Consider the following 25188-nt stretch of genomic DNA (forward strand, 5'->3'; position numbering starts at 1 on the left):
TGCGAACGCTGCGGATCAGCTGCCGGTCTTCGCGGCGTCGGCGGCAGCGCGGGCTGACGCCTTGGCGGCATCGGTGACGCTGTCGAGGAGCGAGCGGATCGTCTCCTCGCCCTTCTCCCGGCTGATCCCAAGCTCACCCAGGCGCTGGGTGCCCGTCTCGCGGGCAGCGGTCGCAGCGGCCTTGGCGCTGTCCCGCACGCGGCGGGCTGTCGGCTTGACGAGGCGGTCCTCAGTCTCGGTGCGCGGCAGAATGGCCGCGATGAGCGCTCCAGCGGCTAGCCCGCCGGCGAGCGCGATCAGAGGCGCGTCGCTGACGCTGTTCGACACGCTGCCGCGGGCGCTTTCATAAGCTTCGATCGCCCGCTGGCGGGGATTGCCGGTGCTGGCGGTCTCGGTGCTGCTGCGTGAGTCGGTCATTCAACTGTCTCCGTGTCTTTGCTTTTCGATTTCTTCCGAGCCTTGCGGTTCTTGCCCGTCACTCCGTTCGCCACCTTGCCCGCGAGATTCATCAGCGGCCGCCTAGCGAGAAGAATGGCGATTGCGGCCACCGCTCCTCCGCTCGCAACCGGTCTGGCGCGAACGGCGTCAACGGCATCCTCGGTGAGGTCGGCGCCCTTGCTCTTGGCGCCTTCCCATGCGTCACGGGCCAGGGTGCGTGGGCTGATCCGCTCCTGCAATTCCTGGGCCGTGCTCATCAGCCGGGCGCGTGTGCGCTCTGCCTCAATGCGAGCAGCGGCGACTTGCGGGGTGTCCGTCATAGGTCCCTCTTGAGGCGGCCGAGACCGTACCAGACGAGCCCGCCCGCGAGCGCCAGGAACAGAACCATGCCGATGACGCCGGCGGCGAGCGGCCCGACGAACTTGGCGAGCGCAAGTACAACCCCGAACGCAAGCGCGTTGAGCGCCGCCATCGAGATGAACAGCGCCGCAGCAAACAGCCCCGCAGGAAGGGCGAGGGCGCTCGCCTTGGCGGTCGCGATGGCCTTGACCAGCCCGACCTCGGCCCGCGCATAGGCCTTGCCGTCCTCGATGAGCTGGTGAACCAGCTCACCGACGGGGCGTTCGGCGCCAGACGGCGGACCGTGGTCGGGAACCTTGAGCATCAGTCGCGCTCGTCGCCTTCGTCGTTGCCAGTCGTGCCGAGGCCGCTCTTGACGAGACGGGCAAGGACGAACCCGACGACAGCAGCGCCAGCGAGCGCAACGCCCGGGCTGTTGCGGACGAAGCCACGCGCGTCGTCCATCAGCTCGTCGGGGTCCTTGCTGGCGATGTTGTTTGCGACGTTCTCGATCGCCGAGGCGGCGCGGCGGGCATAATCGCCATATTCGTTGCCGAGCCGGTCATCGAGGCCGGTGGCAGTATCGCCGACCATCCGGCCGACGCTGGCCAGCGCTTCGGAGGAGCGCTCGAGGCCCTGCGAGACAAGTCCGCGGGCGCGGTCACCGCCCTGACTCATCAGCCGCTCGCGGCCGCTGCGCAGCCGGTCGGCAAGGCCGCCCTCGGCGCTGCCGCTGCCGATCGAGGGACGCTCGGCGTCACCAGTGGGGGCAGGAATTTCGCGCTCTTCAACAAGGGTCGTGTTGACCTCGACAGTGCCGGTTTGCGACGCGCCGGCGATCACGGTGTCGGTGCCTTCGGGCAGAGCGGTTTCGTTGTCAGCCATTCCAGTCTCCTCTTCTTGCCGCTTCAACCCCGAAGTCCGGATGCTCGTTCCTGACTTCCGAAGCGAAAGTTGCACGATCGAACGCTCTGCCTATTAGGCTGGGGCGACACCGACATTGTTACGCTACCGCAAGGAAGTTCGCCATGACCATCATCGTCGACGTGCACGCCCGCCAGATCCTCGACAGCCGCGGCAACCCGACCGTCGAGGTCGACGTCACTCTGGAAGACGGCAGCCTGGGGCGCGCCGCAGTTCCCTCCGGCGCCTCGACCGGCGTCCACGAGGCGGTCGAGCTGCGGGACGGCGACAAGAGCCGCTGGGGTGGCAAGGGCGTCACCAAGGCCGTCGAGGCGGTGAATGGCGAGATTGCCGAGGCGGTGCTCGGGCTGGACGCCGAGGACCAGGCGGGCATCGATGCGGAGATGATGTCCCTCGACGGCACCGAGAACAAGGGTCGGCTCGGGGCGAACGCGATCCTCGGCGTCAGCCTGGCCACCGCAAAGGCTGCCGCCGAATCGGTCGGGCTGCCGCTGTACCGCTACGTCGGCGGAGTGGACGCGAGCCTGTTGCCGGTGCCGATGATGAACGTGCTGAACGGCGGCGCGCACGCCGACAATCCGCTCGACTTCCAGGAGTTTATGATCGTCCCGGCGGGCGCTCCGACGTTCGCCGAAGCGCTGCGTTGCGGGGCGGAGATTTTCCATGCGCTCAAGGCGGCGCTTCATAAAGGCGGGCTGTCGACGGCTGTCGGTGACGAGGGTGGCTTTGCGCCCGACCTCAAGTCCGCGCGCGAAGCGCTTGATTTCATTCTCGGTGCCGTCGAGACCGCAGGCTACAAGGCCGGCGACGACGTGCTTCTGGCGATGGATCCGGCGGCAAGCGAGTTCTTCAAGGACGGCAAGTACGAGCTCAGCGGGGAGGGGGCGAGCCTGACGCCGGAGCAGATGGCGGATTACTATGCGGCGCTCGCGTCGGATTACCCGATCGCCTCGATCGAGGACGGCATGGCCGAGGACGACGCTGAAGGCTGGACGATGCTGACCCAAAAGATCGGCAATCGGGTGCAGCTCGTCGGCGATGACGCGTTCGTGACCAACGTGAAGCGGCTCCAGTGGGGCATCGATCACGGCCTCGCCAATTCGGTGCTGATCAAGGTCAACCAGATCGGCACGCTGACGGAGACCATTCATACGGTGCGGCTTGCCCAGACGTCGGGCTATACGAGCGTCATGTCGCACCGGTCCGGCGAGACCGAAGATTCGACGATTGCCGACCTCGCGGTTGCTCTGTCCTGCGGGCAGATCAAGACCGGCAGCCTGGCGCGGTCGGACCGCACCGCGAAGTACAACCAGCTGCTCCGCATCGAGGAAGAGCTTGGCGAAACCGCCCGCTACCCCGGACGTGCGGCGATCCGGGCGTACAAACCGGCGTCATCCACAATTTAATCCACGATTCCATTCAATAAGGCTTGCGTTCGCATGCCCTTCGTGATTCTTCTGGTCACGTCATGGGGGGTGCTTCGAAAAGCCTTGGATTGATCCGCAGGTCGGCTGTGCCGGCCCTGGCGCTGATTGTCGTCGGCACCTTCGCGGGACACGCGGTTGCCGGTCCCAACGGGCTGCTTGCCTGGGGCGGCTATCATCGCGCGCTCACCGCGCGGCAGGCCGAGCTTTCACAGCTCGAACAACAGCAGGCGCAGCTCCGCCACCACTCCGCGCTTCTCGATCCGCGCAAGGCGGATCCCGACATGGCCGACGAACTGGTCCGCAAGGACCTCGGACTGGTCCGCCCCGACGAGGTGATTGTTAGCCTCGACTAGTTGCCGCATGAGGCACGCTTTCTTATAGAGCCGCGGCTTCCCGGCCGTTCGAAAGGCTTTCCCCTTGGCGCGTTCAGCGAAATCCCAGTCTGCATCATCCACGCCCGTCGCGCCGCAGTTCGAGCGGCCGTCGCAGCCGGGGCGCTACGAGGCATCCAAAGAGGAGATGCTGACCTTCTATCGTGAGATGCTGCTCATTCGCCGCTTCGAGGAGCGGGCGGGGCAGCTCTACGGCCTGGGACTGATCGGCGGTTTCTGCCACCTCTACATCGGCCAGGAAGCCGTGGCGGTCGGGCTCCAGTCGGCGATGACCGTCGGCAAGGATAGCGTCATCACCGGCTATCGCGACCACGGGCACATGCTTGCCTACGGGATCGACCCCAAGGTCATCATGGCCGAGCTGACCGGTCGGGCCGCTGGCATCTCCAAGGGCAAGGGCGGCTCGATGCACATGTTCAGCGTCGACCACGGCTTCTACGGCGGCCACGGCATCGTCGGCGCCCAGGTGCCGCTCGGCACGGGGCTCGGCTTCGCGCACAAGTATCGCAACGACGGCGGCGTGTGCCTTGCCTACATGGGTGATGGCGCGGTCAACCAGGGCCAGGTCTACGAAGCATTCAACATGGCCAAGCTGTGGGATCTGCCGATCATCTACGCGATCGAGAACAACCGATATGCGATGGGCACCTCGCTGCAGCGCGCCGCGGCGGAGCCGTTGCTTTACCGGCGCGGTGAAGCACACCGCATCCCCGGGCTGCAGGTCGACGGAATGGACGTGCTCGCGGTCCGCGCGGCTGCCCAGGAGGCGCTCGACTGGACCCGCGGTGGCAAGGGCCCGATCATCATCGAGTTCATGACCTATCGCTATCGCGGGCACTCGATGTCGGATCCGGCCAAGTACCGGACGCGCGAGGAAGTCCAGGACGTTCGCGAGCACCGCGACCCGATCACCCACGCCGAACGCGATCTCGAAGCGCTCGGCGTGAGTGCCGACGAACTCAAGGCAATCGACAAGGAGATCAAGGACATCGTGGTCGCTGCTGCGAAGTTCGCCGAAGAAGCGCCGGAGCCTGATCCAGCCGAATTGTACACCGACGTGCTGGTGGAGAGCTACTGATGGCGACCGAGCTCAAGATGCCGGCGCTTTCGCCGACCATGGAGGAAGGCACGCTCGCCAAGTGGCTGGTCAAGGAAGGCGACGAAGTGAAGTCCGGCGACATCCTCGCCGAGATCGAGACCGACAAGGCGACCATGGAGTTCGAAGCCGTGGACGAAGGCACGATCGCCAAGATCCTGGTCGCCGAGGGCACCGACGGAGTGAAGGTCGGCCAGCCGATCGCGCTTCTGGCCGCCGAAGGCGAAGAAGTGTCGAGCGATGGCCCGCCTGCGGCTGAAGGGCAGCCCAAGGATCATGGGCCTGCGCCGGAAGCCGAAGCTGGTACGCCGACGCCGTCGGACCAAAAGACCGAGCAGAGTTCAGTCGAGCGAGCCGGCGCGCAGCCGCTGATGGAAACCGCTGCTCGCGACCTCGTCGCGGACGTTGCCAGGACCCGCGATGACCCGGAGGTGCCCGCCGGCACCCCAGTGGTCAGCACCACGGTCCGCGACGCACTGCGTGACGCCATGGCGGAGGAAATGCGCAAGGACGAGCGCGTTTTCGTCCTGGGCGAAGAGGTCGCGGAGTACCAGGGCGCGTACAAGGTCACGCAGAACCTGCTCCAGGAGTTCGGGCCGCGGCGCGTCGTCGATACTCCGATCACGGAATATGGCTTCGCCGGGCTGGGCGCAGGAGCCGCGATGGGCGGGCTGCGGCCGATCGTCGAGTTCATGACCTTCAACTTCGCGATGCAGGCCATCGACCACATCATCAATTCGGCGGCGAAGACCAATTACATGTCGGGCGGCCAGATGCGCTGCCCAATCGTTTTCCGCGGGCCGAACGGCGCCGCTGCACGCGTCGGCGCGCAGCACAGCCAGAATTACGGACCGTGGTACGCCAGCGTCCCGGGACTCATCGTGATCGCGCCTTACAGCGCTTCGGACGCGAAGGGTCTTCTGAAGGCCGCGATCCAGAGCGACGATCCGGTCGTGTTCCTTGAGAACGAGCTCCTCTACGGCCAGCATTTCGATGTTCCGCAGCTCGAGGACTACGTGCTTCCGATCGGCAAGGCGCGGATCGTTCGCCCGGGCAAAGACTTGACACTGGTCAGCTACTCGATCGGCGTGGGGGTCGCTCTGGAGGCTGCGCAGGAACTGGCCGGACAGGGGATCGATGCGGAAGTCATCGACCTGCGCACGCTCCGGCCGCTGGACACGGCGACGGTGCTGGAGAGCCTCAAGCGGACCAACCGGATGGTCGTGGTCGAGGAAGGCTGGCCGACGTGCTCGATCAGCTCGGAAATCATCGCGCTGGCCATGACGGAAGGTTTCGACGACCTCGACGCGCCCGTCCTTCGGGTGACCGACGTGGACGTGCCGCTGCCTTATGCGGCAAACCTGGAGAAGCTGGCGCTGATCAAGGCCTCCGACGTGGTCGAGGCGGCGCGGACCGTCTGCTATCGCTGAAGCACCGAAGCGCGATCGCGATCTGATCCGGCTGCACTGGCCGGAGCCGTTGCGGCCAGCGCTCGATGCTCTGCTCGACATTGATGACGCCATGGCCACGGTGGTGGTGACGGCAAGCCAGCCAGCGCTTGCCGCGATCAAGCTGGTCTGGTGGCGGGATGCACTGGAAAAGCTCGACACTTCTCCGCCGCCACCCGAGCCGCGGCTGCAGGCGGTCGCGTCAGAGTTGTTGCCACTCGAAATCAGCGGCGTAGATCTAGCCGCGCTCGAGCAAAGCTGGGCCCTGCTGCTTCACACCGACGAGCGCGAGCTGTTCGAGCGCGGGTTGAGGTCCCGCGGACCCGCGCTGTTCGGCCTGGCTGCCCGCTTGCTTGGCGCCGAGTTCGATCAGACGGTCGAAGCCGCTGCCGAGGCCTACGTGACCGCTGATCTTGCACGGCGCGGGTTTCCGGACCTGAGTGCCGGCGACAATCCCCGTACGATGACGGCTCGGCGCCACGTCCGCCCGCTGACCGCCTTCGGCGCTCTTGCGCGGCGGGACCTGCGCAGAGGAGGGCCACCGTTTGAACCTGAAGCCACGCCCGGGCGCGCGTGGACGCTGATGCGGCACCGCATCACCGGGCGCTTCTAACCGCAGTTGACAGAGGCTCCTCCGATCCGGAGGTTGCCGCGGTGCCGAATCTCCTGCTTCCTGGGAGTATTCGATGTTGCGTTTTCTTGCGGGCGCTGCAGCTGCGTTCCTTCTCCTGACCGGCGCCTTTCTGATGTGGCAGTCGCACGCGGCGCAGCCGACCTCCGCGCTGCCGGATGCGCCGGCCCCCCGCGCTGCTGCTGGGGCTCCGGCCTTGCTCGCCGCCTCCGTCCCGTTCGAGCCGCCGCAGGCAACCGCCGCCACCCGCGAAGAGAAGCGCTTCTCGCGGGCCGACAAGAACAAGGATGGCAAGATCGAGTCCGAGGAGATCTTCGCGCCGCGGCGAAAGGCCTTCGCCAAGCTCGACGTCAACGGCAACGGCGCACTGTCGTTCGAGGAATGGGCGGCACGAAGCATCCAGAAGTTCAAGGGCGCCGACGCCGATCGCACCGGATGGCTGACTGCGGCCGAGTATGCGACCACGGCGCCTCCTGCTCCCAAGCGCAAGCGGTGCAGTTGTTAATTTCAACGCTAACAGTTCGTTACCGGTTGAGGACGAGCAAAATGGCTCTACGGCGTGCGGATGAATCTCGCCTCACTGACGTACACCAGCCTCGCTCGCCTCGACCTCGAAGCCCCCGATCTTGAAGCCATCCACCGGTCCGCCAGGGAGCTTAACGCGCTCGACGGCATCACTGGACTGCTGGTGTTCAACGGAACCCACTTCCTGCAGATCATCGAAGGGGTGCCGGATGCGATCGAGGATCTCGTGCAGCGGCTTCGCCGCGATCGCCGCCACAGTGGGTTCGAAGTGCGCGACCAACATCCGGTGGAGGCGCGCAGCTTCCCGGACTGGTCGATGGAACTGGTGCGCGTGAAGGCGAGCTATTTCCAGGCCCGCGACACGATTGCGGAGCGGCTGCCCGGCACGGTCCCGGAGGCGATCCGGGCCCGGCTGTTCCGGATGACCGAGCTGATCTCCACGATGAGCTTCGAAAACTAGGCGGGCTCCGGCACCCGCGCGGCGTTCATCCAATCGGCGAACGCGGCGCGAGCGCGCTCGGTGTAGGCCTTCTTGCGATCCGCCTTGCGAGCGCGTCCGGGCGGCGGCGGCATCAGGCCGAAATTGACGTTCATCGGCTGGAAGGTCTCGGCTTCGGCGCCGCCGGTGATGTGGCCGAGCAATGCTCCGAGCGCCGTCTCGACGGGTGGTGAAGGCAAGGATTCGCCGCTCAAGTCGGCAGCCGTGAAGCGGGCAGCGATGAGGCCGATTGCGGCGCTTTCGACATAGCCTTCGCAGCCGGTAATCTGGCCGGCGAAGCGGATGTTCGGCTTCGATCGCAAGCGCAATTCGCTGTCCAGCAGCCTGGGCGAGTTGATGAAACTGTTACGGTGAATGCCACCGAGCCGTGCGAACTCGGCATTTTCGAGCCCCGGGATCGACCGGAAGATGCGGACCTGCTCGCCGTGCTTCAGCTTCGTCTGAAAGCCGACCATGTTCCACAAGGTGCCGAGCGCGTTATCCTGCCGAAGCTGGACGACGGCGTAGGGCCAGCGCCCCGTGCGTGGATTGTCGAGGCCGACACCCTTCATCGGGCCGTACCGCAGGGTCTCTGGTCCGCGCTCCGCCATCACCTCGATCGGCATGCAGCCTTCGAAGTAGGGCGTGTCCTTCTCCCAATCGTGGAACGGCATCTTTTCGCCGTCCACCAGCGCGGCCACGAAGTCGTCGTACTGCGCCTTGTCGAGCGGACAGTTGATGTAGTCCTTGCCGCCCTTGTCCCAGCGGGCCGCCATCCAGGCGATGTCCATATCCACGCTGTCGCGGTGAACGATCGGGGCGATCGCATCGAAGAAGGCGAGGGCGCCTTCGCCGGTCTCCGCCGCAATCGCCTCGGCAAGGCGCGAGCCGGTGAGCGGCCCGGTGGCTATGATCGTCGGGTGATCGGGGAGAGTGTCAATCCGCTCTCGGGCGATCGTGATCCGCGGATGCTGTCCGACGCGGGCGGTCACTTCGGCAGCGAAGGCTTCGCGGTCGACGGCCAGTGCGGAGCCGGCGGGCACCCGGTGCTTATCGGCGGCGGCCATCACCAACGATCCGAGGTCACGCATCTCCTGATGGAGCAGGCCGACCGCGTTGTGCTCGGCATCGTCGGAGCGGAAGCTGTTCGAACAGACCATCTCGGCAAGTCGGTCAGTCTCGTGCGCGGGCGTCATGCCGCCGCCGCCGCGCATCTCGCTGAGACGGACGCGAGCGCCCGCTTCGGCGAGCTGCCAAGCGGCTTCCGAGCCGGCGAGGCCGCCGCCGATGATCTGGATGTCGAAGCTCATGCAGGGCTGTTAGTCGCGCGCAGTCGCGCTATCCAGCGGCGATGCGCATCTTCACCATCGGTTATGAGGCGACCACGGTTGCCGACTTCCTTGCGGCTCTCACGCAGGCCGGAGTGAAGCGGGTGATCGACGTCCGCGCTCTGCCGCTGTCGCGACGGCCCGGCTTCTCCAAGTCGGCACTGCGGGGAGCGTTGGAGCAAGCTGGCATCGAATATGTGCACTTGAAGGCGCTCGGCACGCCGGCGGAGGGCAGGGCGGCCGCGCGGGCGGGACGGCACAAGGAACTCGAGCGCATATATGCCGGTCAGCTCGAGCTTCCCGAAGCGATCGGCCAGGGAGCGCAGATGCTCGACCTCGCCGCCGAAAAGCCAACCGCGCTGCTGTGCTTCGAACGGGAGCCCGCGCATTGCCATCGCACGCTGTTGCTGAATGCCCTCGCGGAGGATGCCGAAGTCGTGCATCTGTACGCCTGACATGATCACGCTCGCCCTGACAGCCGCCGCGCAGACGCTCTCGGCCAACAACTACGCCATCAGCCAGCGGATGGCCGCGCCCGCTGGCCGCCCGGCCTGGGGCGACGAATTCGACGGCAAGGCGCTCGACCGTAGCAAGTGGAGCTTCGACACCTCGCACAACAAGACGGGCTGGTTCAACGGGGAGCTGCAATATTACGCGGCGAACCGGCCCCAGAACCTCCGTCTGGTCGACGGCAAGCTGGTCATCGAACTCCGCAAGGACCCGGCTGCGATCCGCAGGCTGAGTGACTGGGGCGGACAGAAATACAGCTCGGCGAAGATCGTCACCAAGGGCAAGGCAAGCTTCCGCTACGGCTTCGTAGAAGTGCGGGCGAAGCTGCCGTGCTCAAAGGGAACCTGGCCGGCGATCTGGATGATGCCGGTGGGCTCGGCGGCGTGGCCCGAAGGGGGCGAGATCGACATCATGGAGCATGTCGGTTCGCAACCTCATGTCGTCCATGCCAATCTGCACACCAAGTTGTTCAACCATCAGATTCAGACCGGCCGTGGCGCGGACTATCCGCTGGCTACCAGCTGCGAGGCGTTCCACCGGTATCAGCTCGACTGGCAACCGAACGCGATCACCATCGGCGTGGATGACCATGCCTACATGCGGGTTCGGAATAATCAGCCGGGCGGACGCGGTGCCTGGCCGTTCGACACCCCCTTTTACCTGATCCTCAATCTGGCGATCGGCGGCGACTGGGCGGCGGCTACGGGCCTGGACGACGCCGCGCTCGCGCAACGGTTCGAGGTCGACTACGTGCGCGTCTGGCGACCGCGGAGCGCCGGACAGCCGTAGGAACCGCTGCTGGCAATGGCCGTTCCCTCGATTGGAACGTGTTTCCAACAAGGGAGAGAGCAAACATGAGGAACCTGGCAATCTTGCTCGGCGGCGCCATTGCGCTTGCCGGATGCTCGACGTCCACACCGCCCGCAGAGGCGCCGCCGCCTCCTGCAGCGGTCGACATGACCAACCCGTTGATGGCGCCTGGGTATCTGGCGATGGCCGCTAGCAGCGACCAGCTGGAGATCCAGTCGGGCCAGATGGCGCAGCAGATGTCGCAGAATCCGCAGGTGCGGAACTTCGGCGGCTTGCTGGTGGCGGACCACACCCGCACGACGCAGCTGCTGGCGAGCACGGCCCAGTCCGCCGGCATCACCCCGCCGCCGCCGACCCTGCTTCCCGAGCATCAGGCAATGCTCGACCAGCTTCGCTCTGCAGGCTCCGGGCCGGGCTTCGACGTTGCGTTCAAGAACGCGCAGATCGCGGCCCACCAGCAGGCGCTGCAACTGCACCAGAACTACGCTGCCAGCGGCGACGTCCCGGCGCTTCGCGCGGTCGCAGGCCAGGCTGTTCCGATCATCCAGATGCACCTGAACCAGGCGCAGATGCTGAACGTGAACATGCCGGCTCCGCCGCCGCCGCCGATGCCGTCGACCGGACGGGCCGGCGAGCGCGGCTAAGCGCCTCATAAATTGAGCCCGGCCCATCAAAAGGCCGGGCTCAATTGTATCCAGTCGATTCGACCGACGGCGCTTAGGCGGTCGGGAGTTCTTCGGCGCGCGTATGTCCGTCGAGCAGCGCCTCGATGTCGGGGATGGGCCGGCCGCTCATCTCCTTATTGACGGTGCAGACGATCCGCTTCTCGACTTCCTTGTGAAGCTTCTTGCGAAGGTGGCCAAGCGCCTTTGGAGGTGCGACGATGGCGAGCGCTTCGAAGTCGTTGCGGAGGGCGCGCGTCTTGAGCTCCTCGGCGGCCTGCTCGATCCACAGGTCCTCCTCCTGCTGATGGAAGTCCGTCTCTCCCGTCGTGTCGCGTTGTCCGCCCCACGACGAGGTCTTGGAGCCCTGCGCATCGGTGCGCAGGTCGCGGTCTTTCCGGTCTTCGCGCTCATCATGCGCTTCGGTGCGCAGATCGATCTGGTTCTCATCGCCCTGGTTGCGGAAGAACAGCATCTTGCGGCCATCGGCGACGAGTACGAGCGCGTTGTTGGGAAGGGGCATGTGGTCATTTCCTCCTGATCATTCTTGAACAAGAGAACGCGGAGCGAGCGACGGAGGTTTCCGCCGCTCGTCGCAGCGCCGAGTTGCTTACTCGGTTTCCGGGTCGGCCGGCTTCTGGAGTTCGCTTTCGCCGATGACCGCGTCCTCCGTCGGCGCGATTTCCTCGTCGCCACCCTCGATCTCGAGATCCTCCTCATCGTTCTCTTCGATCTTCGCAACGCTGACCACGTGCTCGTTGTCGGCGACTTTGAAGATCGTGACGCCCATGGTGTTGCGGCCCGCGATCCGGATGCTGCCGACGGTGGTGCGGATCACCTTGCCCTGGTCCGTCACCAGCATCAGCTGTTCGCCTGGACGGGCCGGGAAGCTGGCGACGACGCAGCCGTTGCGCTGCGAGGTGTCGATGTTGGTGATTCCCTGGCCGCCGCGGTTGGTACGGCGGTATTCGTAGGCGGACGAGCGCTTGCCGTAGCCGTTCTCCGTCACGGTGAGGATGAACTGTTCCTTCTCGTGAAGCTCGGCGATCCGGTCGGCCGAGATCGGGCAATCGCCTTCCTTCTCGCCCTTCCACGGGGCGAAGCGCAGATAAGCTTCGCGCTCCTCCTGCGTGGTGCCGACGCGGTGGAGAATCGACATCGAGATGACTTCATCGCCGGGAAGCAGGCGAACGCCGCGGACGCCCGTCGAAGTGCGTGACTGGAACTCTCGCACGTCGGTCGCCTTGAAGCGGATTGCCTTGCCGTGTCGGGTGGCGAGCAGGACGTCGTCCCCTTCGGAGAGCAATTCCACGCCGATCAGCCGGTCGGTCGTGTCCGCCTGCTCGTCGCTGTCGTCACCTTCGACCTCTTCGGCGGGGCCGGTGCCAAATCGCATGGCAATCTTGCCGGCCGTGGGGATGTTGGTGAACGCAGCCATGCTGTTGCGCCGTACCGTGCCGTTCGCCGTTGCGAACATGATGTGCAGGTCGCCCCATTCGGCTTCGTCCTCAGGCAGAGCAAGAACGGTCGAAATCGACTCCCCCGCCGCCAGGGGCAGCAGGTTGACCATGGGCCGGCCGCGAGTGTTCGGGCCGCCTTCGGGGAGCTTCCAAACCTTCATCCGATAGACGCGACCGAACGTGGAGAAGAACAGCACGGGGTTGTGGGTGGACGTGACGAACAGCGTCGTCACCGCGTCCTCTTCCTTGGTCGCCATTCCGGCGCGGCCCTTGCCGCCGCGCTTCTGCTCGCGAAACACGGAGAGGGGACTGCGCTTGATGTAGCCGCCGAGAGTCACGGTCACGACCATGTCTTCGCGCTCGATCAAGTCCTCGTCGTCGATACCATCGGCGGCCGGCGCCAGCTCGGTCCGCCGTGGGGTCGCGAACTCGGCTTCGACCTCGTCGAACTCCTCGCGCATGACCTCGTAGAGGCGAGCGCGGTTGGCCAGGATCTCGAGCAACTCGCCGATGCTCTTGGCGAGGCCTTCAAGCTCATTGCCGATCTCATCGCGGCCAAGGGCCGTCAGGCGGTGCAGGCGGAGTTCAAGGATGGCGCGGACCTGGGTCTCGCTGAGCCGGTAGGTTTCGCCCGCTGCCTGTGGCTCCACGGCCTCGACGAGTGCGATGTAGGAGCGGATCTGGTCTCCCGGCCACTCCCGCTCGAGCAGCTTCTCGCGGGCGATTGCCGGGCTTGCCGAACCGCGGATTAGCCGGACAACCTCGTCGAGGTTGGTCACCGCGACGACCAGGCCAAGCAAGATGTGAGCGCGTTCGCGTGCCTTGAGCAACTCGAACTTGGCGCGGCGGGTGATGACCTCCTCGCGGAACTTGACGAAGCTCTCGATGATGTCGCGGAGGGTCAGCGTCTCCGGGCGGCCGCCGCGGATCGCCAGCATGTTGGCCGGGAAGCTCGACTGGGCGGGCGTGTGCCGCCACAGCTGGTTGAGCACGACTTCGGCAGTGGCGTCCCGCTTGAGATCGATGACGACGCGGACGCCTTCGCGATTTGACTCGTCGCGGATGTCGGAGACGCCCTCGATCCGCTTGTCCTTGGCGGCTTCGGCGATCTTCTCGACAAGGCCGTTCTTGCCGACCTGGTAGGGGATTTCGGTGAGGACGATAGAGCGGCGGTCGCCGCGGCCTTCCTCGACGTGATAGCGCGAGCGCATCATCACCGAGCCGCGGCCCGTCGTGTAGGCGCTGCGTATGCCCGACAAGCCGAGGATGAAGCCGCCGGTGGGGAAGTCCGGGCCCTTCACATGGTCCATCAGCGCTTCGGAGCTGACCGCAGGATCATGGATATATGCGCGGCAGGCGGCGAGCACTTCGCCCAGATTGTGCGGCGGAATGTTGGTCGCCATGCCGACCGCGATACCGCCGGCGCCGTTCACCAGCAGGTTCGGGAAGCGGGCGGGGAGGACCTGCGGCTCGCTCTCCGACGCGTCGTAATTCGGTGTGAAGTCGACAGTATCCCGGTCGATGTCGCCGAGCAGGAAGTTCGCGACCTTGGCCAGCCGCGCTTCCGTGTACCGCATGGCTGCGGGCGGATCCGGGTCCATGGAGCCGAAGTTGCCCTGGCCGTCGATCAGCGGCACCCGCATCGACCAGTCCTGGGTCATCCGGGCGAGGGCATCGTAGATCGCGCTGTCGCCATGCGGGTGATATTTACCCATGACGTCGCCGACGATGCGGCTCGACTTGCGGTAGGGTCGTCCGGCGACGTAGCCGGCTTCCTGGCAGGCGTAGAGAATACGGCGGTGGACCGGCTTCAACCCATCGCGAACGTCGGGCAGCGCGCGGCTGACGATGACGCTCATCGCATAGTCGAGGTAACTGGTCTTCATCTCCTCGACGATGGAGATCGGAGCGATGTCGCTGCCGCCGCCGGGAGGAGTGGGATTGATGTCGCTGTCGCTGGTGGGCGGTACGGTGGCCAAGTAGAAATCCTGTCGGTTGGATGTGCTTGTGGGGGATCGTGGCAGACCCCCGGAACCCCCACCCACGATCTAGTGCATCAACAGCTCCAGCGCCACCCCGCGCGTGTACGCGCGCGCGACGTTCGGGCGATGGCTAGAGCAGCTTTTTGCTCGGTCGCCTGCTGGCGGCGCGGTGTCCCGCCTGCGATGCGGCCTGTACCATTTGGAGACGAGTGAAGAGTCCCTACTTAGCGGCGGCGGGCCAGTCGCCTAGAGCCTGCTTCGTTCTTCGCGAGGATTAGGGAAAAGAGTGAGGTTCGACGATCGCCTGCTAACGGTTCTGAACCAGCCTGCGGGCAACCGGCACGACGTCGCCGTGCGCTGGCGCCAGCTGGTCGACCTCGTCGCCAGGCAGGGGACGAACCTGGCCAGCCCGGCCGTGATGCGAGCACTTGCAACGATCCGCAGCGAAGCGGCGCAGGTCGACGAGCCACTGCGTGCTGCCGCAGCCCGCTCGATTGCGGCCCTGCCACTGCCGCTCGGCCTTCTCGAATGCTTTGCTGCAGACAAGCTGTCCGTTTCCGCCCCGATCCTTGCCGCTGCGAACCTTCAGCCATCGCAGTGGACGGCCCTTCTGGAGTCCGCGGACCCCGAGACCCGCCGATTTGTCGCAACCTTGCAGTCGGAAGTGGAAGCCGCCCCGACGAACGAGATCGCTGACACAGCGGAAGCCGCAGCGCCGGAACCGGAAATTCAAGCGCAGGCCGGGCCGGAGCCGGACCTTGAGACCGAGGCCGAGCCGGAGCTTAAGACCGAGCCCGAGCCGGACCTTGAGACCGAGGCCGAGCCGAAGATTGAGACTGAGGCCGAGCCGGAGCCGGCGGCCACGGTTGAAGCAGAAGCGTCGGATCGTCCGGTAGCCACCGAAGCTGATGAACAATCCTCTGAAGGTGTGAACGTCCTGACGCTGCTCGAAACCGAGATTACGCGGTACGGTGAGGTCCTGGCCGAAACGGCAGTGGGCCTCGAGGTTGCAGAGGCGGAAGTTGCAGAGACGGCTTTGGAGGCCGCCGAGGACGTGATTGAGCCTGAGCCTGAGCCTGAGCCTGAGCCTGAGCAGGTGGCGGAAGTTCATCCACGACCTGAGCCGGAGAGCATGGTTGGTGCTGCGCCCGCGCCAGCCTCGCCGGCTCCTTCGCTCAGCGAACTGATCGCCCGGATCGAAGACCTGCGGCGCAGGCGTGCCCCTCTCGAGGAGAATGCGCCGCCGGCGGTCGCACAGCCGGCCGTATTTGGAGCGCCGGGCCTGTTCCGTTGGGAATGCCAGCCGTCCGGCCTGATCGCCTGGGTGGATGGAGTTCCGCGCGGTGCCTTGATCGGGCGGTCCATTGCCCGCAGCGACGACGAAAGCGGCGGTCGCGTTGACGCGGAAATGGCTCGAGCTTTTTCCATGCGGGCGCCGTTCCGCGATGCTTCGCTGGTGATTGCCGGTGAAGGCCTGGCGTCCGGCGAGTGGAAGGTGAGTGGCGTGCCCGCTTTCGACCCCGCCGATGGCCGCTTTGCCGGTTATCGCGGCATCGCGATCCGTGATGTGCCGCCCCAAAGCGCAGAGCCGGACGCCGCGGGCGACGTTCTCGCCGACCGGGAGTCGCTTCGCGAACTAGTCCACGAGATAAAGACGCCGTTGAACGCGATCATTGGGTTCGCCGAGATCATTGAGGGACAGTATCTGGGCCCTGCTGATCGCCGGTATCGCGAACGCGCCGGTGACATCGTCGGGCAAGCACGCTTGCTGCTCGGCGCGATCGACGACCTCGACTTCGCGGCCCAGCTTCATTCTTCGAGCGCTGCCGCCGACCCCCGCAGCCACCTCGCCGAGCAGGTGGAAAGCCTGTCCGTCTCGCTCCGGGAGCTAGCCGCGGCTCGCGACGTCGAGCTGGACGTTTCGAGCGGAGCGGAAGTCGGCGCGTGCCGGGTCGAACCCGAGCTGCTCGACCGGCTGCTGTATCGACTGTGCGCGACGATCATCGAACATGCGCGGGCGGAAGAGCGGCTTCAGCTCACGGTCTCGGAGGCATATGGCACCTGCCGGTTCTCGATCAGCCGCCCGCATTCGCTCCGGGGCGCAACCGACCAGCAGTTGTTCGACGCGACATCGGCAGGGGAGGGGACGGAGCTCCGGGTGGGCTTCACGCTCCGGCTGGTGCGTGGTCTGGCGCGCATAGCCGGCGGGGACCTCGCGACCACCCGCGCCGGCATAACCCTGATACTTCCCTCCGCCTGACTTGGCGGCGCGTTCCAGCCCGTCTATCCGGTTGCAGGCGCGGGGCCGGGCCTGTAGCTCAACGGTAGAGCCGGCCGCTCATAACGGCTAGGTTGCAGGTTCGAATCCTGCCGGGCCCACCGCGCGGAAATCGTCGGGGAGTAGCGCAGTCTGGTAGCGCATCTGCTTTGGGAGCAGAGGGTCGCAGGTTCGAATCCTGTCTCCCCGACCATCTTTTCATAGGCGGAAGCGGGAGCCGCCGCGGCTCCCGCCCCTTATGCTACTTCGTGGTCTTGTTTTCGGTTGTCGTCGTGGTCGTCGTGGTCGTGGTGTTGCCGTCGGAGTCCGTCGAGTTTCTCACGACGACCTTGTTGTCGATCTTGTCGCCGGTCTTCTCGACGTCGTTGCCGATGTCGCCTGCGATGTTCTGCGCAGCGTTGCCGATGTCGGCGGCCGTGTTTTCCGCGGTGTTCTGGTCGTACTGGACCGTGAGGGCGTTGCCGTCCTTGCTGACGTTGCAGGCGCCGAGCAGAAGCAACGGAATGAGAAGAGCGATGCGCATGGTTTGCCTCCTGGTTTTCCGCTCAACGCCGCTACTGCCGTTTCGGGTCCGGCTCGAAACCGCGGCTCTCGGATTAGAGTAGTCGCATCTGATTGCCTTCGGGCGGACGGAAGAGATCGCTCCGCAGCGGGAACTTCGCCTGGCGCAGCCCATATTTCTTGGAGGCGATCGCGAAACGCGTGTGGAGCAGGTCGGCCCATGGTCCTTGCCCGCGCATTCTGCTGAAGAAATTCGGGTCGTTATCGCGGCCGCCGCGGAGCGAGTTGATGGTCGCCATCACCTTCGCCGCCCGGTCGGGGTAGTGCTCGTAGAGCCAGGCGCGGAACAGCGGCGCAACCTCGTGCGGCAGGCGCACCGGCAGGTAGAATCCGCCGGCAGCGCCCGCCTCGACAGCCGCTTCGACGATATGCTCCAGCTCGTGATCTGTGATCTGCGGCACGACCGGGGCAATCGCCACCGAGCAAGGCACCCCGGAGTCGTTAAGCGCCTTCACCGCAGCGAGGCGCTTGCGCGGCTGCGGGGCCCGCGGCTCCAGAGTTCGGGCGGTTTGCGGCTCGAGCGAGGTGATCGAAATCGCGACTGCCGCGAGCCCAAGCTCGGCGGCGGGCTTGAGCAGGTCGAGATCGCGCAGCACGCGGTCCGACTTGGTCGTGATCGTGAACGGGTGCCGGGTTTCTAGCAGCATCTCGATGAGCGAACGGGTGACACGCCAGCGCTCCTCGATTGGCTGATAGGGATCGGTGTTGGTGCCCATGGCGATCGGACGGCATTCGTACCCGGGCCGCGAGAGCGCGGAATGCAGCAGCTGCGCGGCGTTCGGCTTCACGAACAGACGCGATTCGAAATCCACGCCTGGGGACAGGTCGTGATAGGCATGGGTCGGCCGTGCGAAGCAGTAGATGCAGCCGTGCTCGCAGCCCCGGTAGGCATTCACCGAACGGTCGAAGCCGATGTCGGGCGAGCTATTGCGCGTCAGGATCGAACGGGGATGCTCGATCGTGACAGTTGTCCGCCGCCGCGGGACGCCGTCGAGCGCCTCGACCTCGTCCAGCCATTCGCCCTCGGCAATGCGCTCCTTCAGGTTGAAGCGCGTGGGGGTGACGTTGCGGGTTGCCCCACGTCCGTTGCTCGACTCGACCGGCATGGCAGCATCCTATGCCGCCATCCAGAACAGAACAAGAACGAACGCTACTGGCGGATGCGACTCATGCCCGCCGGGAAGGCCGGCCAGCGATGCTCGGCCATGGACTTTAGAGTGGTCGTCTGCTCGCCGCTGAGGCCTTGATAGACCCACATGTTCCGCAGCACCGCGGGCACGTAGTAGCGGGTCTCCCAGTAGGGGATGGACTCGATCCACAGCAGCGGGTCGCCCTTGTCATTGATCGATGCCCAGCGGGCGACAGGAGTCAGCCCGGCGTTATAGGACGCGATGACCTTGGGAAGCTGACCGGCCGTGTACGCGGACCCGCGCATGCGCTCGATGACGCTTTGCCCATATTCGAGATTGGTCTCGGCGTTGGTGAGTGAGCCCAGAGTCGTGCCGCGAGCACGTGCGATGTCGCCGGCGGTGCCAGGAACGACCTGCATCAGGCCGACCGCACCGGCGCCGCTGATCGCTGTCCGGCGGAACGCGGACTCCTGCACGATGTGACCAAAGGCGAGCGCCGGATCGACGCGCCAGCCGGCTGGGGGGCTCCAGCGGGGATTGGGGTAACGGTCGGCGGTGTGGGCAACGGCTCCGCGCTGGCCGTTGTTCGCGAGCCAAAGCTGCGCCGCCGGGAGGTCGAGGCGCTTGGCAAGTTCGATGAGCGCGTGATGCTCGGCCGGGGAGCCGATCTTTGCCTGATGGCGCAGCATCTCCTCGGCGAGGGCAGGCTCGCCAATCCGGGTCAGCTCCATGGCGCGCTGAACGTTCGGGAGCTGATCGACGCCGGGGTCGCGGTAGAGGCTGGCTTCGGACGGCAGCCGGGTGTCCATTCCGAGCGTCTCGCGTGCAAGCAGCCCGTAAAAGCTCTCGGGCGACTGGGCGGCCTGACGGAGCATGGGTTCGACAGAGCGGGGGCGGCCGCATGCCTGTTCTGCGCGCGCCATCCAGTAATAGCCTCCGGCACGAAGCTCGCGCTGGTCGCTGAGCGCTGCGACCTGGCGGAATGCTCGGGAGGCGCTTTCGAAATCGCCGAGACGCCATGAAGCGAGACCGGACACCCATGCGGATTGAGCCGCCCATTCACCCGTCGCGCCGACGCGCCACGTGTCCGCGACGCGGCGGGCATCCATGTCGAGACCCGCTACGTAATAGACCCAGGCGACCCGCTGCCCGGCCTCCGCCCGCGCTTCGGCGGACATTTGCGGCGTGTAGGTCAGCAGGGCGGCTTCGGCGCTGCTCGCATCATTGGCCTTGATGAAGGGGTCGAGAACGGTTCGGAGCTGGTCCGCGAACGGCTCACCCTGGATGGGGCGAGCGCGGTAGCGGACCGGGGCCGAGCCAAGGTTCACGGTGGGACGCTCCGGGATAACCAGCGGCGGAGTCACTGCGCCACGGCGCAGCGCCATGAGCGCCAGCTGGTTGGCCTGGGGGAGCTCCGGCGCCTGGGCCAGCAGCGTCTGAATCGAATAAAGGTCGACGGTCGGCGAGCCCTTGGCGGTATAGAGCTCGGCCTTGGCGACTGGCGTGAGAATACTCGGCGGCAGAGTTGCGATGCCGGCCTGTGCCGACGCCCAATTGCCGGAGTCGATCGCGTCGAAAACGCCGCGCCAGTTGCGGGGAACGACCACTGTCGCGACCGGCTGCGGTGGGGGCGCGGCATATGACGGTGCGCCGGGAACCTGCACGACCGGAGAATAGGTCGGCTGCATCGCGTAGGGATTCGGCACCGTGCGAGGTGCCGGCTGATAGACCGGCGCCTGAGTCGCAGGGGGGGCGGGCTGGGCCGTAAGCGGCGCGAGCGGGTCCTGCGCCGACTGCGCAAGCACCGGCGCGGCCCAAATCAACGCTCCGAAAGCAATCAGTCCCGACTTCAAGACTCGGTCTCCATCAGCAACAACAAGTCCTTCCATGCCAAGGACTTGTCTAAGGGGCGATTAATAAGATGGCGGGGGTGGAAGGTGGCGACAGTGCGCACGCCCTCGACCTTGTGAACGTGGCCGCGCGCTTCGACGAGACGTTTGCCGAGCAGCGCAACGCAAGGACCGTCGCCGAGCAGCAGTAGGCGCTGCGGCTTGGCGAGGCGGACGTGGCGGCGGGCGATCTCGCCGCACGCTTCCCGCTCCTTTGGCCCGAGCCGGGCGCCGGGCGCGTGAACGCAGGATAGCGAGGCGCTGTAGGCTTCTTCAAGGGACAGTCCGATGGCCTTGAGCATTCGTTCGGCAAGCTGCCAGGCATCGCCGCCAATCGGCTGGCCGGCAGCGGCATCTTCGGGAGCGGGCGCTTCGGCGAGAAGCATGACTGCGGCTTCGTCCGGCCCGTGCGGGAGAATGCGGCGCGCGCCTGGACGCGCCATGGGCAGCTGGCTGCTCGACGACAGCCACTCGCGGAACTCGGGCAATGTTTCGGGCAGCGGCTCGGCGACGGGCTCCGGCGCCTTGGCGTTCGGCAGTGGGACCGCCGGCGGCGCAGGTTTGAGCCAGTTGCGCGGCTGTTCCTGTACGGCGACATCGACGCCAGCCTCGAGCCACCAGGCTAGAGCGCTTCGCGCCTCCGCTGCGCCGATCGGTTCAAGGTCCCCACCCACGCCGACTTCCTCGCCTGCCATTGACGCCATGGTCAAGGAATTGGCAGGGCAGATGAGTCGAATTGTGTGGACGACGCGACAGGAGGACAATGACCGAGCGGGAATCCATGCAGTACGACGTGGTCATCGTCGGCGCAGGCCCTGCGGGGCTTAGCGCTGCGATCCGCCTCAAGCAGCTCGCAAACGCCGCCGGGCGCGACCTTTCGGTCTGCATCCTGGAGAAGGGCAGCGAGGTCGGCGCTCATATCCTGTCGGGTGCAGTCGTCGATCCGACGGCGCTCAACGAGCTGATCCCAGACTGGAAGGAGCGGGGCGCACCGCTGACGGTGCCGGTGACGGAGAACTACCACTGGATCCTGAGCGGCCGCCGCAAGTGGCAGATGCCAGAGCTGCTGATGCCGCCATTCATGCGCAACCGCGGCACCTACACGCTGAGCCTCGGCAATCTGTGCCGGTGGCTGGCGGGACAAGCGGAGGAGCTTGGAGTCGAGATTTTTCCGGGGTTTCCGGCCGGCGAGATCCTCTACACTGAAGATGGCGCGGTCCGCGGCGTTGCCACCGGCGACCTGGGAATCGCCAGGGATGGCAGCCACCGCGCCGACTACCAGCCGGGCATGGAGCTGCACGCTCGCTATACCTTTTTCGCCGAGGGGGCGCGCGGCCATCTCACCAAGCGGCTGACCGAAATCTTCGGACTTCGAGACGAGAGCGGGCCACAGGTCTTCGGACTGGGCGTCAAGGAGTTGTGGGACGTTCCTCCGGAAAAACATAAGCCCGGCCGAGTGATCCATACGCAGGGTTGGCCGCTCACGGACGCGTGGGGCGGCGGGTTCCTGTACCACCAGGAGAACAATCAGGTCGCGCTCGGGTTTGTCGTCGCGCTCGACTATTCAAATCCCTACCTCTCTCCCTTCGAAGAGATGCAGCGCTGGAAGACCCATCCCGCGATCCGTGCCGAGATCGAGGGCGGCCGGCGGGTGTCCTATGGGGCGCGTGCGATCAACGAGGGTGGCTATCAGGCCATCCCCAAGCTGGCGTTCCCGGGCGGAGCGCTGATCGGCTGCTCGGCAGGGTTCGTGAACGTGCCGAGGATCAAGGGCACGCATACGGCCATGAAGTCGGGGATGCTTGCTGCCGAGGCGGCGTTTGCCGCCATCGGCGACGACCGGAGCGCCGATGTGCTCGATTCCTACCCTGAGGCGCTTCACGAGAGCTGGATCGTCAAGGAGCTGAAGACGGTCCGCAATGCGCAGCCGGCAGTCGCGCACTGGGGCGGGGTCGCCGGAACGCTCTATGCCGGGCTCGACATGTGGCTGGGCCACCTTGGACTGGGTCTGCCGTGGACGCTCAAGCACAAGGCCGACCACACGCGGCTCCGGCGCCGCGACCACAGTGCTCCGATTATCTATCCGAAGCCGGACGGCGTGCTTACCTTCGATCGCCTCTCGTCGGTGTTCGTGTCCAACACGAACCATGAAGAGGATCAGCCGGTTCATCTGACGCTCAAGGACCCGGACATACCGACCGCCATCAACCTGCCGGTGTATGACGGGCCCGAGCAGCGTTACTGCCCGGCGGGAGTCTATGAGTTTGTCGAGGAAGCCGATGGCGAGCCGCGCCTGCAGATCAACGCCCAGAACTGCGTCCACTGCAAGACGTGCGACATCAAGGATCCGACCCAGAACATCAACTGGGTCACTCCCGAAGGCGGCGGAGGCCCCAATTACCCGAACATGTAAGTGGCTGGCGGGAGGTGCGCTTGCCGCGCTCCTCATGGCTCCGGCGCCGTCGCTGGCCCGGTTTCGGGTCGCCTCCAGCGATCCTGGGCTGACCTACCTGCAGGCGCGGGCCGCAGCAATGGACGGCGACCATGCGCGATCGGCGACGTTGCTTGCATCGCTCGCCGTCTCTCAACCGGGCCAGGGCGATCTTGCGCACAAGGCGATGTCGGAAGCGGTCAGTGCCGGCCGGATGGACCTGGCGCTGCAGCTTGCGAGCCAAATGCCGGCGGCGCAGCTCACTCCCGATGCCCGGCTGCTGCTGGCTGCGGAAGAGCTGCGGCGTGGCCGCGACGAACGTGCGCTCACCTGGCTGGCTCCGGGCGGCGGCGGAAACCTCGATTTCCTCACCCCGCTGGTCAGCGCCTGGGCGGCGGCGGACCGCGGCAACATGGCCCGGGCACTGCAAGTGCTCGACGCAATGCCGGCGAGCAGCCTGCTTGCGCCCATGCGGGAAGAAGAACGCGCTTTCATCCTGTTGAAGTTTCGGCGCACGGCGGAAGCAGCTCCGCTTGCGGAACGCGCGGCCTCAAGCGCCGGTTCGCGGGAGGCCAGGCTGCGGCTGGCATACGCGGATGGCTTCCTTGCCGCCGGCGACCAGCCGAATGCGTTGGCCATGGTGCAGGGTCTCGGCACCGGTACCCGCCCGGCCGAGGAGCGCATCCGCCAGCGCAAGCGCAACAACAGCACCATCGACACGGGCGCCAAGGCCTACAGCGAAACGCTGATTGCCTTCGCGGGCGAAGTGGCGAAGCTGCAGCACTCAGCGCCGCCGCTGACGCTTGTGCAGGTGGCGCGCTACGCCGATCCGCGCAACAGCAGCGCGACCATGCTGCTTGCGCTGGTGTACAACGACGCCGGCCACGCGGGCCAGGCGCTGGACGTCCTGCGCGGCGTCACGGACGACGATCCCCTGGCTCCCCGCATTCGCGACCTTCAGGTGCGGATTCTCACCGACGAGAAGCGGTTCGACGAGGCTTACGCGCTCGCGGCGCCTCTCGCGGGTCGTCCAGAGCCGACGGTGGACGACCTGACGCGGCTTGGGGACGTCTACACTGCAATGAAGCGGCAGAGCGAAGCTGCTGGAGTCTATGCGCGGGCCGTGGCGGTCGCGCGGTCGCAGGGCCTGAAGCAGGAATTGTGGCCCTTGCTGCTGGTACAGGCCAACGCGCTGGAGAATTCGAACCGTTGGCCGGAGGCTCGTACGGCGCTCCAGCAGGCGCTGGCGATCGCGCCGGATCAGCCGCTGCTGCTGAATTTCCTCGGATATGCGGAGCTCGAGCGCGGCCAGAACGTCGACGCTGCCGAAGCGATGATCCGCAAGGCGAGCGCACTTGCGCCCGACGATGCGTCGATCACGGATTCGCTCGGCTGGGCGCAGTTCAAGCGCGGCAAGGTCGGCGACGCCATATCCACTCTGCAGCGCGCGGCCGAGAAGGATCCCGACCAGGCCGAAATCCAGGAGCATCTCGGCGACGCGCTGTTCAGCAATGGCGAGCATCTCGAAGCGCGCTTTGCCTGGGCTGCGGCACTGGTCACGGCTGAGGACGAGATCGCCGGCCGAGTGAAGGCGAAACTCGCGTCGGGCCTCGCTCCGGGCAACGCCGCGCCTTGAGCCCGGCGCGGGAGATCGCGCCGGCCAAGTTAAACCTCGCCCTGCACGTGCGCGGACGGTTGCCCGATGGGCGGCATTCAATCGAAACGATTTTTGCGTTCTGCACGGACGGCGACCGGCTGAGCGCCGCGGCCGCGGAAGACTTGTCGCTGGAAATCTCGGGACCGTTTGCGGCCGAGCTGTCCTCGCAGGGTGACAACCTCGTCTTGCGGGCTGCCGAGGCGCTCAGACTTGCGGCGGGGGTTACCCACGGAGCGGCCATTCGGCTCGAGAAGAATCTGCCCGTCGCTTCGGGAATCGGCGGCGGATCAGCAGATGCTGCAGCGGCGCTGCGGTTGTTGACCGCGCTCTGGAGCATCGACCCGGCATTCGCTGTGCAAGTTGCGCCTGGATTGGGAAGTGACGTGCCGGCGTGCCTGTTAAGCTTGCCTGCGAGGGGGGAGGGAGCGGGGGATCAACTAACCCCGGCCGATTGCTCTGACGTGTCGGGCACGCCTGTCCTCCTGGTGAATCCACGCGTGGCGCTTTCCACAGGGGCAGTCTTTGCGGGCTGGGACGGGGTGGATCGTGGCCCGCTCGGCGATTGGCGCGCGGGCAGGAACGACCTGGAGCCGCCGGCCCTCGCGGAAGTGCCCAAGATCCAGGAGGTTCTCGCCTGGCTCAGGGACCAGCCGGGCGTGGACTTCGCGCGGATGTCGGGATCGGGGGCGACCTGTTTTGGATTGTTCGCGGACCAAGCGTCGCGCGATGCGGCGGCCGACAGGGTCCCGAGCGAGTGGTGGCGCCTGCCGACCAACTTGCGATAGGGGCGCT

At 66.2% G+C, this 25188-nt stretch carries 25 protein-coding genes and 2 tRNA genes; 16 read left to right on the forward strand and 11 right to left on the reverse strand.

What is annotated here, in order from left to right; all coding sequences use genetic code 11:
* Window positions 1–15: 15 nt before the first annotated feature.
* From ACUXST_RS03495 to ACUXST_RS03510, 4 genes are read right to left on the reverse strand one after another with little or no spacing between them, the layout of a single operon-like run.
* Window positions 16–417 carry a hypothetical protein gene (locus ACUXST_RS03495; RefSeq protein ID WP_458388553.1) on the reverse strand — a complete coding sequence of 134 codons (402 nt, stop codon included), beginning with the start codon at window positions 415–417 and terminating at the stop codon, window positions 16–18.
* Window positions 414–758 carry a DUF3618 domain-containing protein gene (locus ACUXST_RS03500; RefSeq protein ID WP_458388554.1) on the reverse strand — a complete coding sequence of 115 codons (345 nt, stop codon included), beginning with the start codon at window positions 756–758 and terminating at the stop codon, window positions 414–416. The genes ACUXST_RS03495 and ACUXST_RS03500 overlap by 4 nt, the downstream gene beginning before the upstream one ends.
* The gene (locus tag ACUXST_RS03505; RefSeq protein ID WP_458388555.1) at window positions 755–1102 is read right to left on the reverse strand and encodes a phage holin family protein; all 348 of its coding nucleotides are present in this window, start codon (window positions 1100–1102) and stop codon (window positions 755–757) included. Before ACUXST_RS03505 ends, ACUXST_RS03500 begins: the two co-directional genes overlap by 4 nt.
* Window positions 1102–1662: a hypothetical protein gene (locus tag ACUXST_RS03510; protein WP_458388556.1), complete on the reverse strand. Its 561-nt coding sequence runs from the start codon at window positions 1660–1662 to the stop codon at window positions 1102–1104. Before ACUXST_RS03510 ends, ACUXST_RS03505 begins: the two co-directional genes overlap by 1 nt.
* Before the next feature lie 143 nt (window positions 1663–1805).
* On the opposite strand from ACUXST_RS03510, the gene eno reads away from it, so the two are divergent.
* The 7 genes from eno (at window position 1806) to ACUXST_RS03545 (ending at window position 7680) form a co-directional block, all read left to right on the forward strand.
* Window positions 1806–3107, forward strand: a complete 1302-nt coding sequence (gene eno, locus ACUXST_RS03515) for a phosphopyruvate hydratase (protein WP_458388557.1) — start codon at window positions 1806–1808, stop codon at window positions 3105–3107.
* An 89-nt stretch (window positions 3108–3196) separates the two neighbouring features.
* Entirely contained in the window at window positions 3197–3481 is a 285-nt protein-coding gene (locus ACUXST_RS03520) for an FtsB family cell division protein (RefSeq protein WP_458388558.1), read from the forward strand.
* Between the two features lie 166 nt (window positions 3482–3647).
* The gene (gene pdhA, locus ACUXST_RS03525) at window positions 3648–4598 is read left to right on the forward strand and encodes a pyruvate dehydrogenase (acetyl-transferring) E1 component subunit alpha (protein ID WP_458389003.1); all 951 of its coding nucleotides are present in this window, start codon (window positions 3648–3650) and stop codon (window positions 4596–4598) included.
* Window positions 4598–6046, forward strand: coding sequence for a pyruvate dehydrogenase complex E1 component subunit beta (locus ACUXST_RS03530; protein WP_458388559.1), 1449 nt, complete (start codon window positions 4598–4600; stop codon window positions 6044–6046). Before pdhA ends, ACUXST_RS03530 begins: the two co-directional genes overlap by 1 nt.
* Before the next feature lie 49 nt (window positions 6047–6095).
* Complete coding sequence (locus tag ACUXST_RS03535) at window positions 6096–6677, forward strand: hypothetical protein (protein ID WP_458388560.1); 582 nt, start codon at window positions 6096–6098, stop codon at window positions 6675–6677.
* 73 nt (window positions 6678–6750) lie between these two features.
* A complete protein-coding gene (locus ACUXST_RS03540; RefSeq protein WP_458388561.1) occupies window positions 6751–7200 on the forward strand; it encodes a histidine kinase in 450 nt (149 codons plus the stop codon).
* A 60-nt stretch (window positions 7201–7260) separates the two neighbouring features.
* Window positions 7261–7680, forward strand: a complete 420-nt coding sequence (locus tag ACUXST_RS03545; protein ID WP_458388562.1) for a BLUF domain-containing protein — start codon at window positions 7261–7263, stop codon at window positions 7678–7680.
* Here the strand turns inward: ACUXST_RS03545 and trmFO are convergent.
* Window positions 7677–9008, reverse strand: coding sequence for a methylenetetrahydrofolate--tRNA-(uracil(54)-C(5))-methyltransferase (FADH(2)-oxidizing) TrmFO (gene trmFO, locus ACUXST_RS03550; RefSeq protein ID WP_458388563.1), 1332 nt, complete (start codon window positions 9006–9008; stop codon window positions 7677–7679). The genes ACUXST_RS03545 and trmFO overlap by 4 nt on opposite strands.
* Window positions 9009–9049: 41 nt before the next feature.
* Here trmFO and ACUXST_RS03555 point away from each other — a divergent pair, with 41 nt between their 5' ends.
* The 3 genes from ACUXST_RS03555 to ACUXST_RS03565 all read left to right on the forward strand — a co-directional run bounded on the left by ACUXST_RS03555 (window position 9050) and on the right by ACUXST_RS03565 (window position 10990).
* The gene (locus ACUXST_RS03555; protein WP_458388564.1) at window positions 9050–9481 is read left to right on the forward strand and encodes a DUF488 domain-containing protein; all 432 of its coding nucleotides are present in this window, start codon (window positions 9050–9052) and stop codon (window positions 9479–9481) included.
* A gap of 1 nt (window position 9482) precedes the next feature.
* A complete protein-coding gene (locus ACUXST_RS03560) occupies window positions 9483–10325 on the forward strand; it encodes a glycoside hydrolase family 16 protein (protein WP_458388565.1) in 843 nt (280 codons plus the stop codon).
* Between the two features lie 65 nt (window positions 10326–10390).
* A complete protein-coding gene (locus ACUXST_RS03565) occupies window positions 10391–10990 on the forward strand; it encodes a DUF4142 domain-containing protein (protein ID WP_458388566.1) in 600 nt (199 codons plus the stop codon).
* 73 nt (window positions 10991–11063) lie between these two features.
* On the opposite strand, the gene ACUXST_RS03570 is transcribed toward ACUXST_RS03565, so the two are convergent.
* Both ACUXST_RS03570 and gyrA read right to left on the reverse strand, forming a co-directional pair.
* Complete coding sequence (locus tag ACUXST_RS03570; RefSeq protein ID WP_458388567.1) at window positions 11064–11531, reverse strand: host attachment family protein; 468 nt, start codon at window positions 11529–11531, stop codon at window positions 11064–11066.
* A gap of 87 nt (window positions 11532–11618) precedes the next feature.
* Window positions 11619–14447, reverse strand: a complete 2829-nt coding sequence (gene gyrA / locus ACUXST_RS03575; RefSeq protein ID WP_458388568.1) for a DNA gyrase subunit A — start codon at window positions 14445–14447, stop codon at window positions 11619–11621.
* A gap of 289 nt (window positions 14448–14736) precedes the next feature.
* Here gyrA and ACUXST_RS03580 point away from each other — a divergent pair, with 289 nt between their 5' ends.
* From ACUXST_RS03580 to ACUXST_RS03590, 3 genes are all read left to right on the forward strand, one after another.
* Window positions 14737–16710, forward strand: coding sequence for a histidine kinase dimerization/phospho-acceptor domain-containing protein (locus ACUXST_RS03580; protein ID WP_458388569.1), 1974 nt, complete (start codon window positions 14737–14739; stop codon window positions 16708–16710).
* Window positions 16711–16757: 47 nt separating this feature from the next.
* A tRNA-Ile gene (locus ACUXST_RS03585) sits at window positions 16758–16829 on the forward strand.
* Between the two features lie 15 nt (window positions 16830–16844).
* Window positions 16845–16921, forward strand: a tRNA-Pro gene (locus ACUXST_RS03590).
* 48 nt (window positions 16922–16969) lie between these two features.
* Here ACUXST_RS03590 and ACUXST_RS03595 read toward each other — a convergent pair.
* The 4 genes from ACUXST_RS03595 to ACUXST_RS03610 form a co-directional block, all read right to left on the reverse strand.
* A complete protein-coding gene (locus ACUXST_RS03595; protein ID WP_458388570.1) occupies window positions 16970–17251 on the reverse strand; it encodes a hypothetical protein in 282 nt (93 codons plus the stop codon).
* A gap of 73 nt (window positions 17252–17324) precedes the next feature.
* The gene (locus ACUXST_RS03600; RefSeq protein WP_458388571.1) at window positions 17325–18395 is read right to left on the reverse strand and encodes a PA0069 family radical SAM protein; all 1071 of its coding nucleotides are present in this window, start codon (window positions 18393–18395) and stop codon (window positions 17325–17327) included.
* A gap of 44 nt (window positions 18396–18439) precedes the next feature.
* Complete coding sequence (locus tag ACUXST_RS03605; RefSeq protein WP_458388572.1) at window positions 18440–20272, reverse strand: transglycosylase SLT domain-containing protein; 1833 nt, start codon at window positions 20270–20272, stop codon at window positions 18440–18442.
* Window positions 20269–21012 carry a uracil-DNA glycosylase family protein gene (locus ACUXST_RS03610; RefSeq protein WP_458388573.1) on the reverse strand — a complete coding sequence of 248 codons (744 nt, stop codon included), beginning with the start codon at window positions 21010–21012 and terminating at the stop codon, window positions 20269–20271. The genes ACUXST_RS03605 and ACUXST_RS03610 overlap by 4 nt, the downstream gene beginning before the upstream one ends.
* Window positions 21013–21071: 59 nt before the next feature.
* Between ACUXST_RS03610 and ACUXST_RS03615 the strand changes: the two genes are divergently transcribed.
* From ACUXST_RS03615 to ACUXST_RS03625, 3 genes are read left to right on the forward strand one after another with little or no spacing between them, the layout of a single operon-like run.
* Entirely contained in the window at window positions 21072–22721 is a 1650-nt protein-coding gene (locus tag ACUXST_RS03615) for an electron transfer flavoprotein-ubiquinone oxidoreductase (RefSeq protein WP_458388574.1), read from the forward strand.
* A gap of 34 nt (window positions 22722–22755) precedes the next feature.
* Entirely contained in the window at window positions 22756–24375 is a 1620-nt protein-coding gene (locus ACUXST_RS03620) for a tetratricopeptide repeat protein (protein ID WP_458388575.1), read from the forward strand.
* Window positions 24372–25181 carry a 4-(cytidine 5'-diphospho)-2-C-methyl-D-erythritol kinase gene (locus ACUXST_RS03625; RefSeq protein WP_458388576.1) on the forward strand — a complete coding sequence of 270 codons (810 nt, stop codon included), beginning with the start codon at window positions 24372–24374 and terminating at the stop codon, window positions 25179–25181. Before ACUXST_RS03620 ends, ACUXST_RS03625 begins: the two co-directional genes overlap by 4 nt.
* The last annotated feature ends 7 nt before the right edge of the window (window positions 25182–25188 follow it).

This window comes from Sphingomonas sp. F9_3S_D5_B_2, assembly GCF_054263715.1.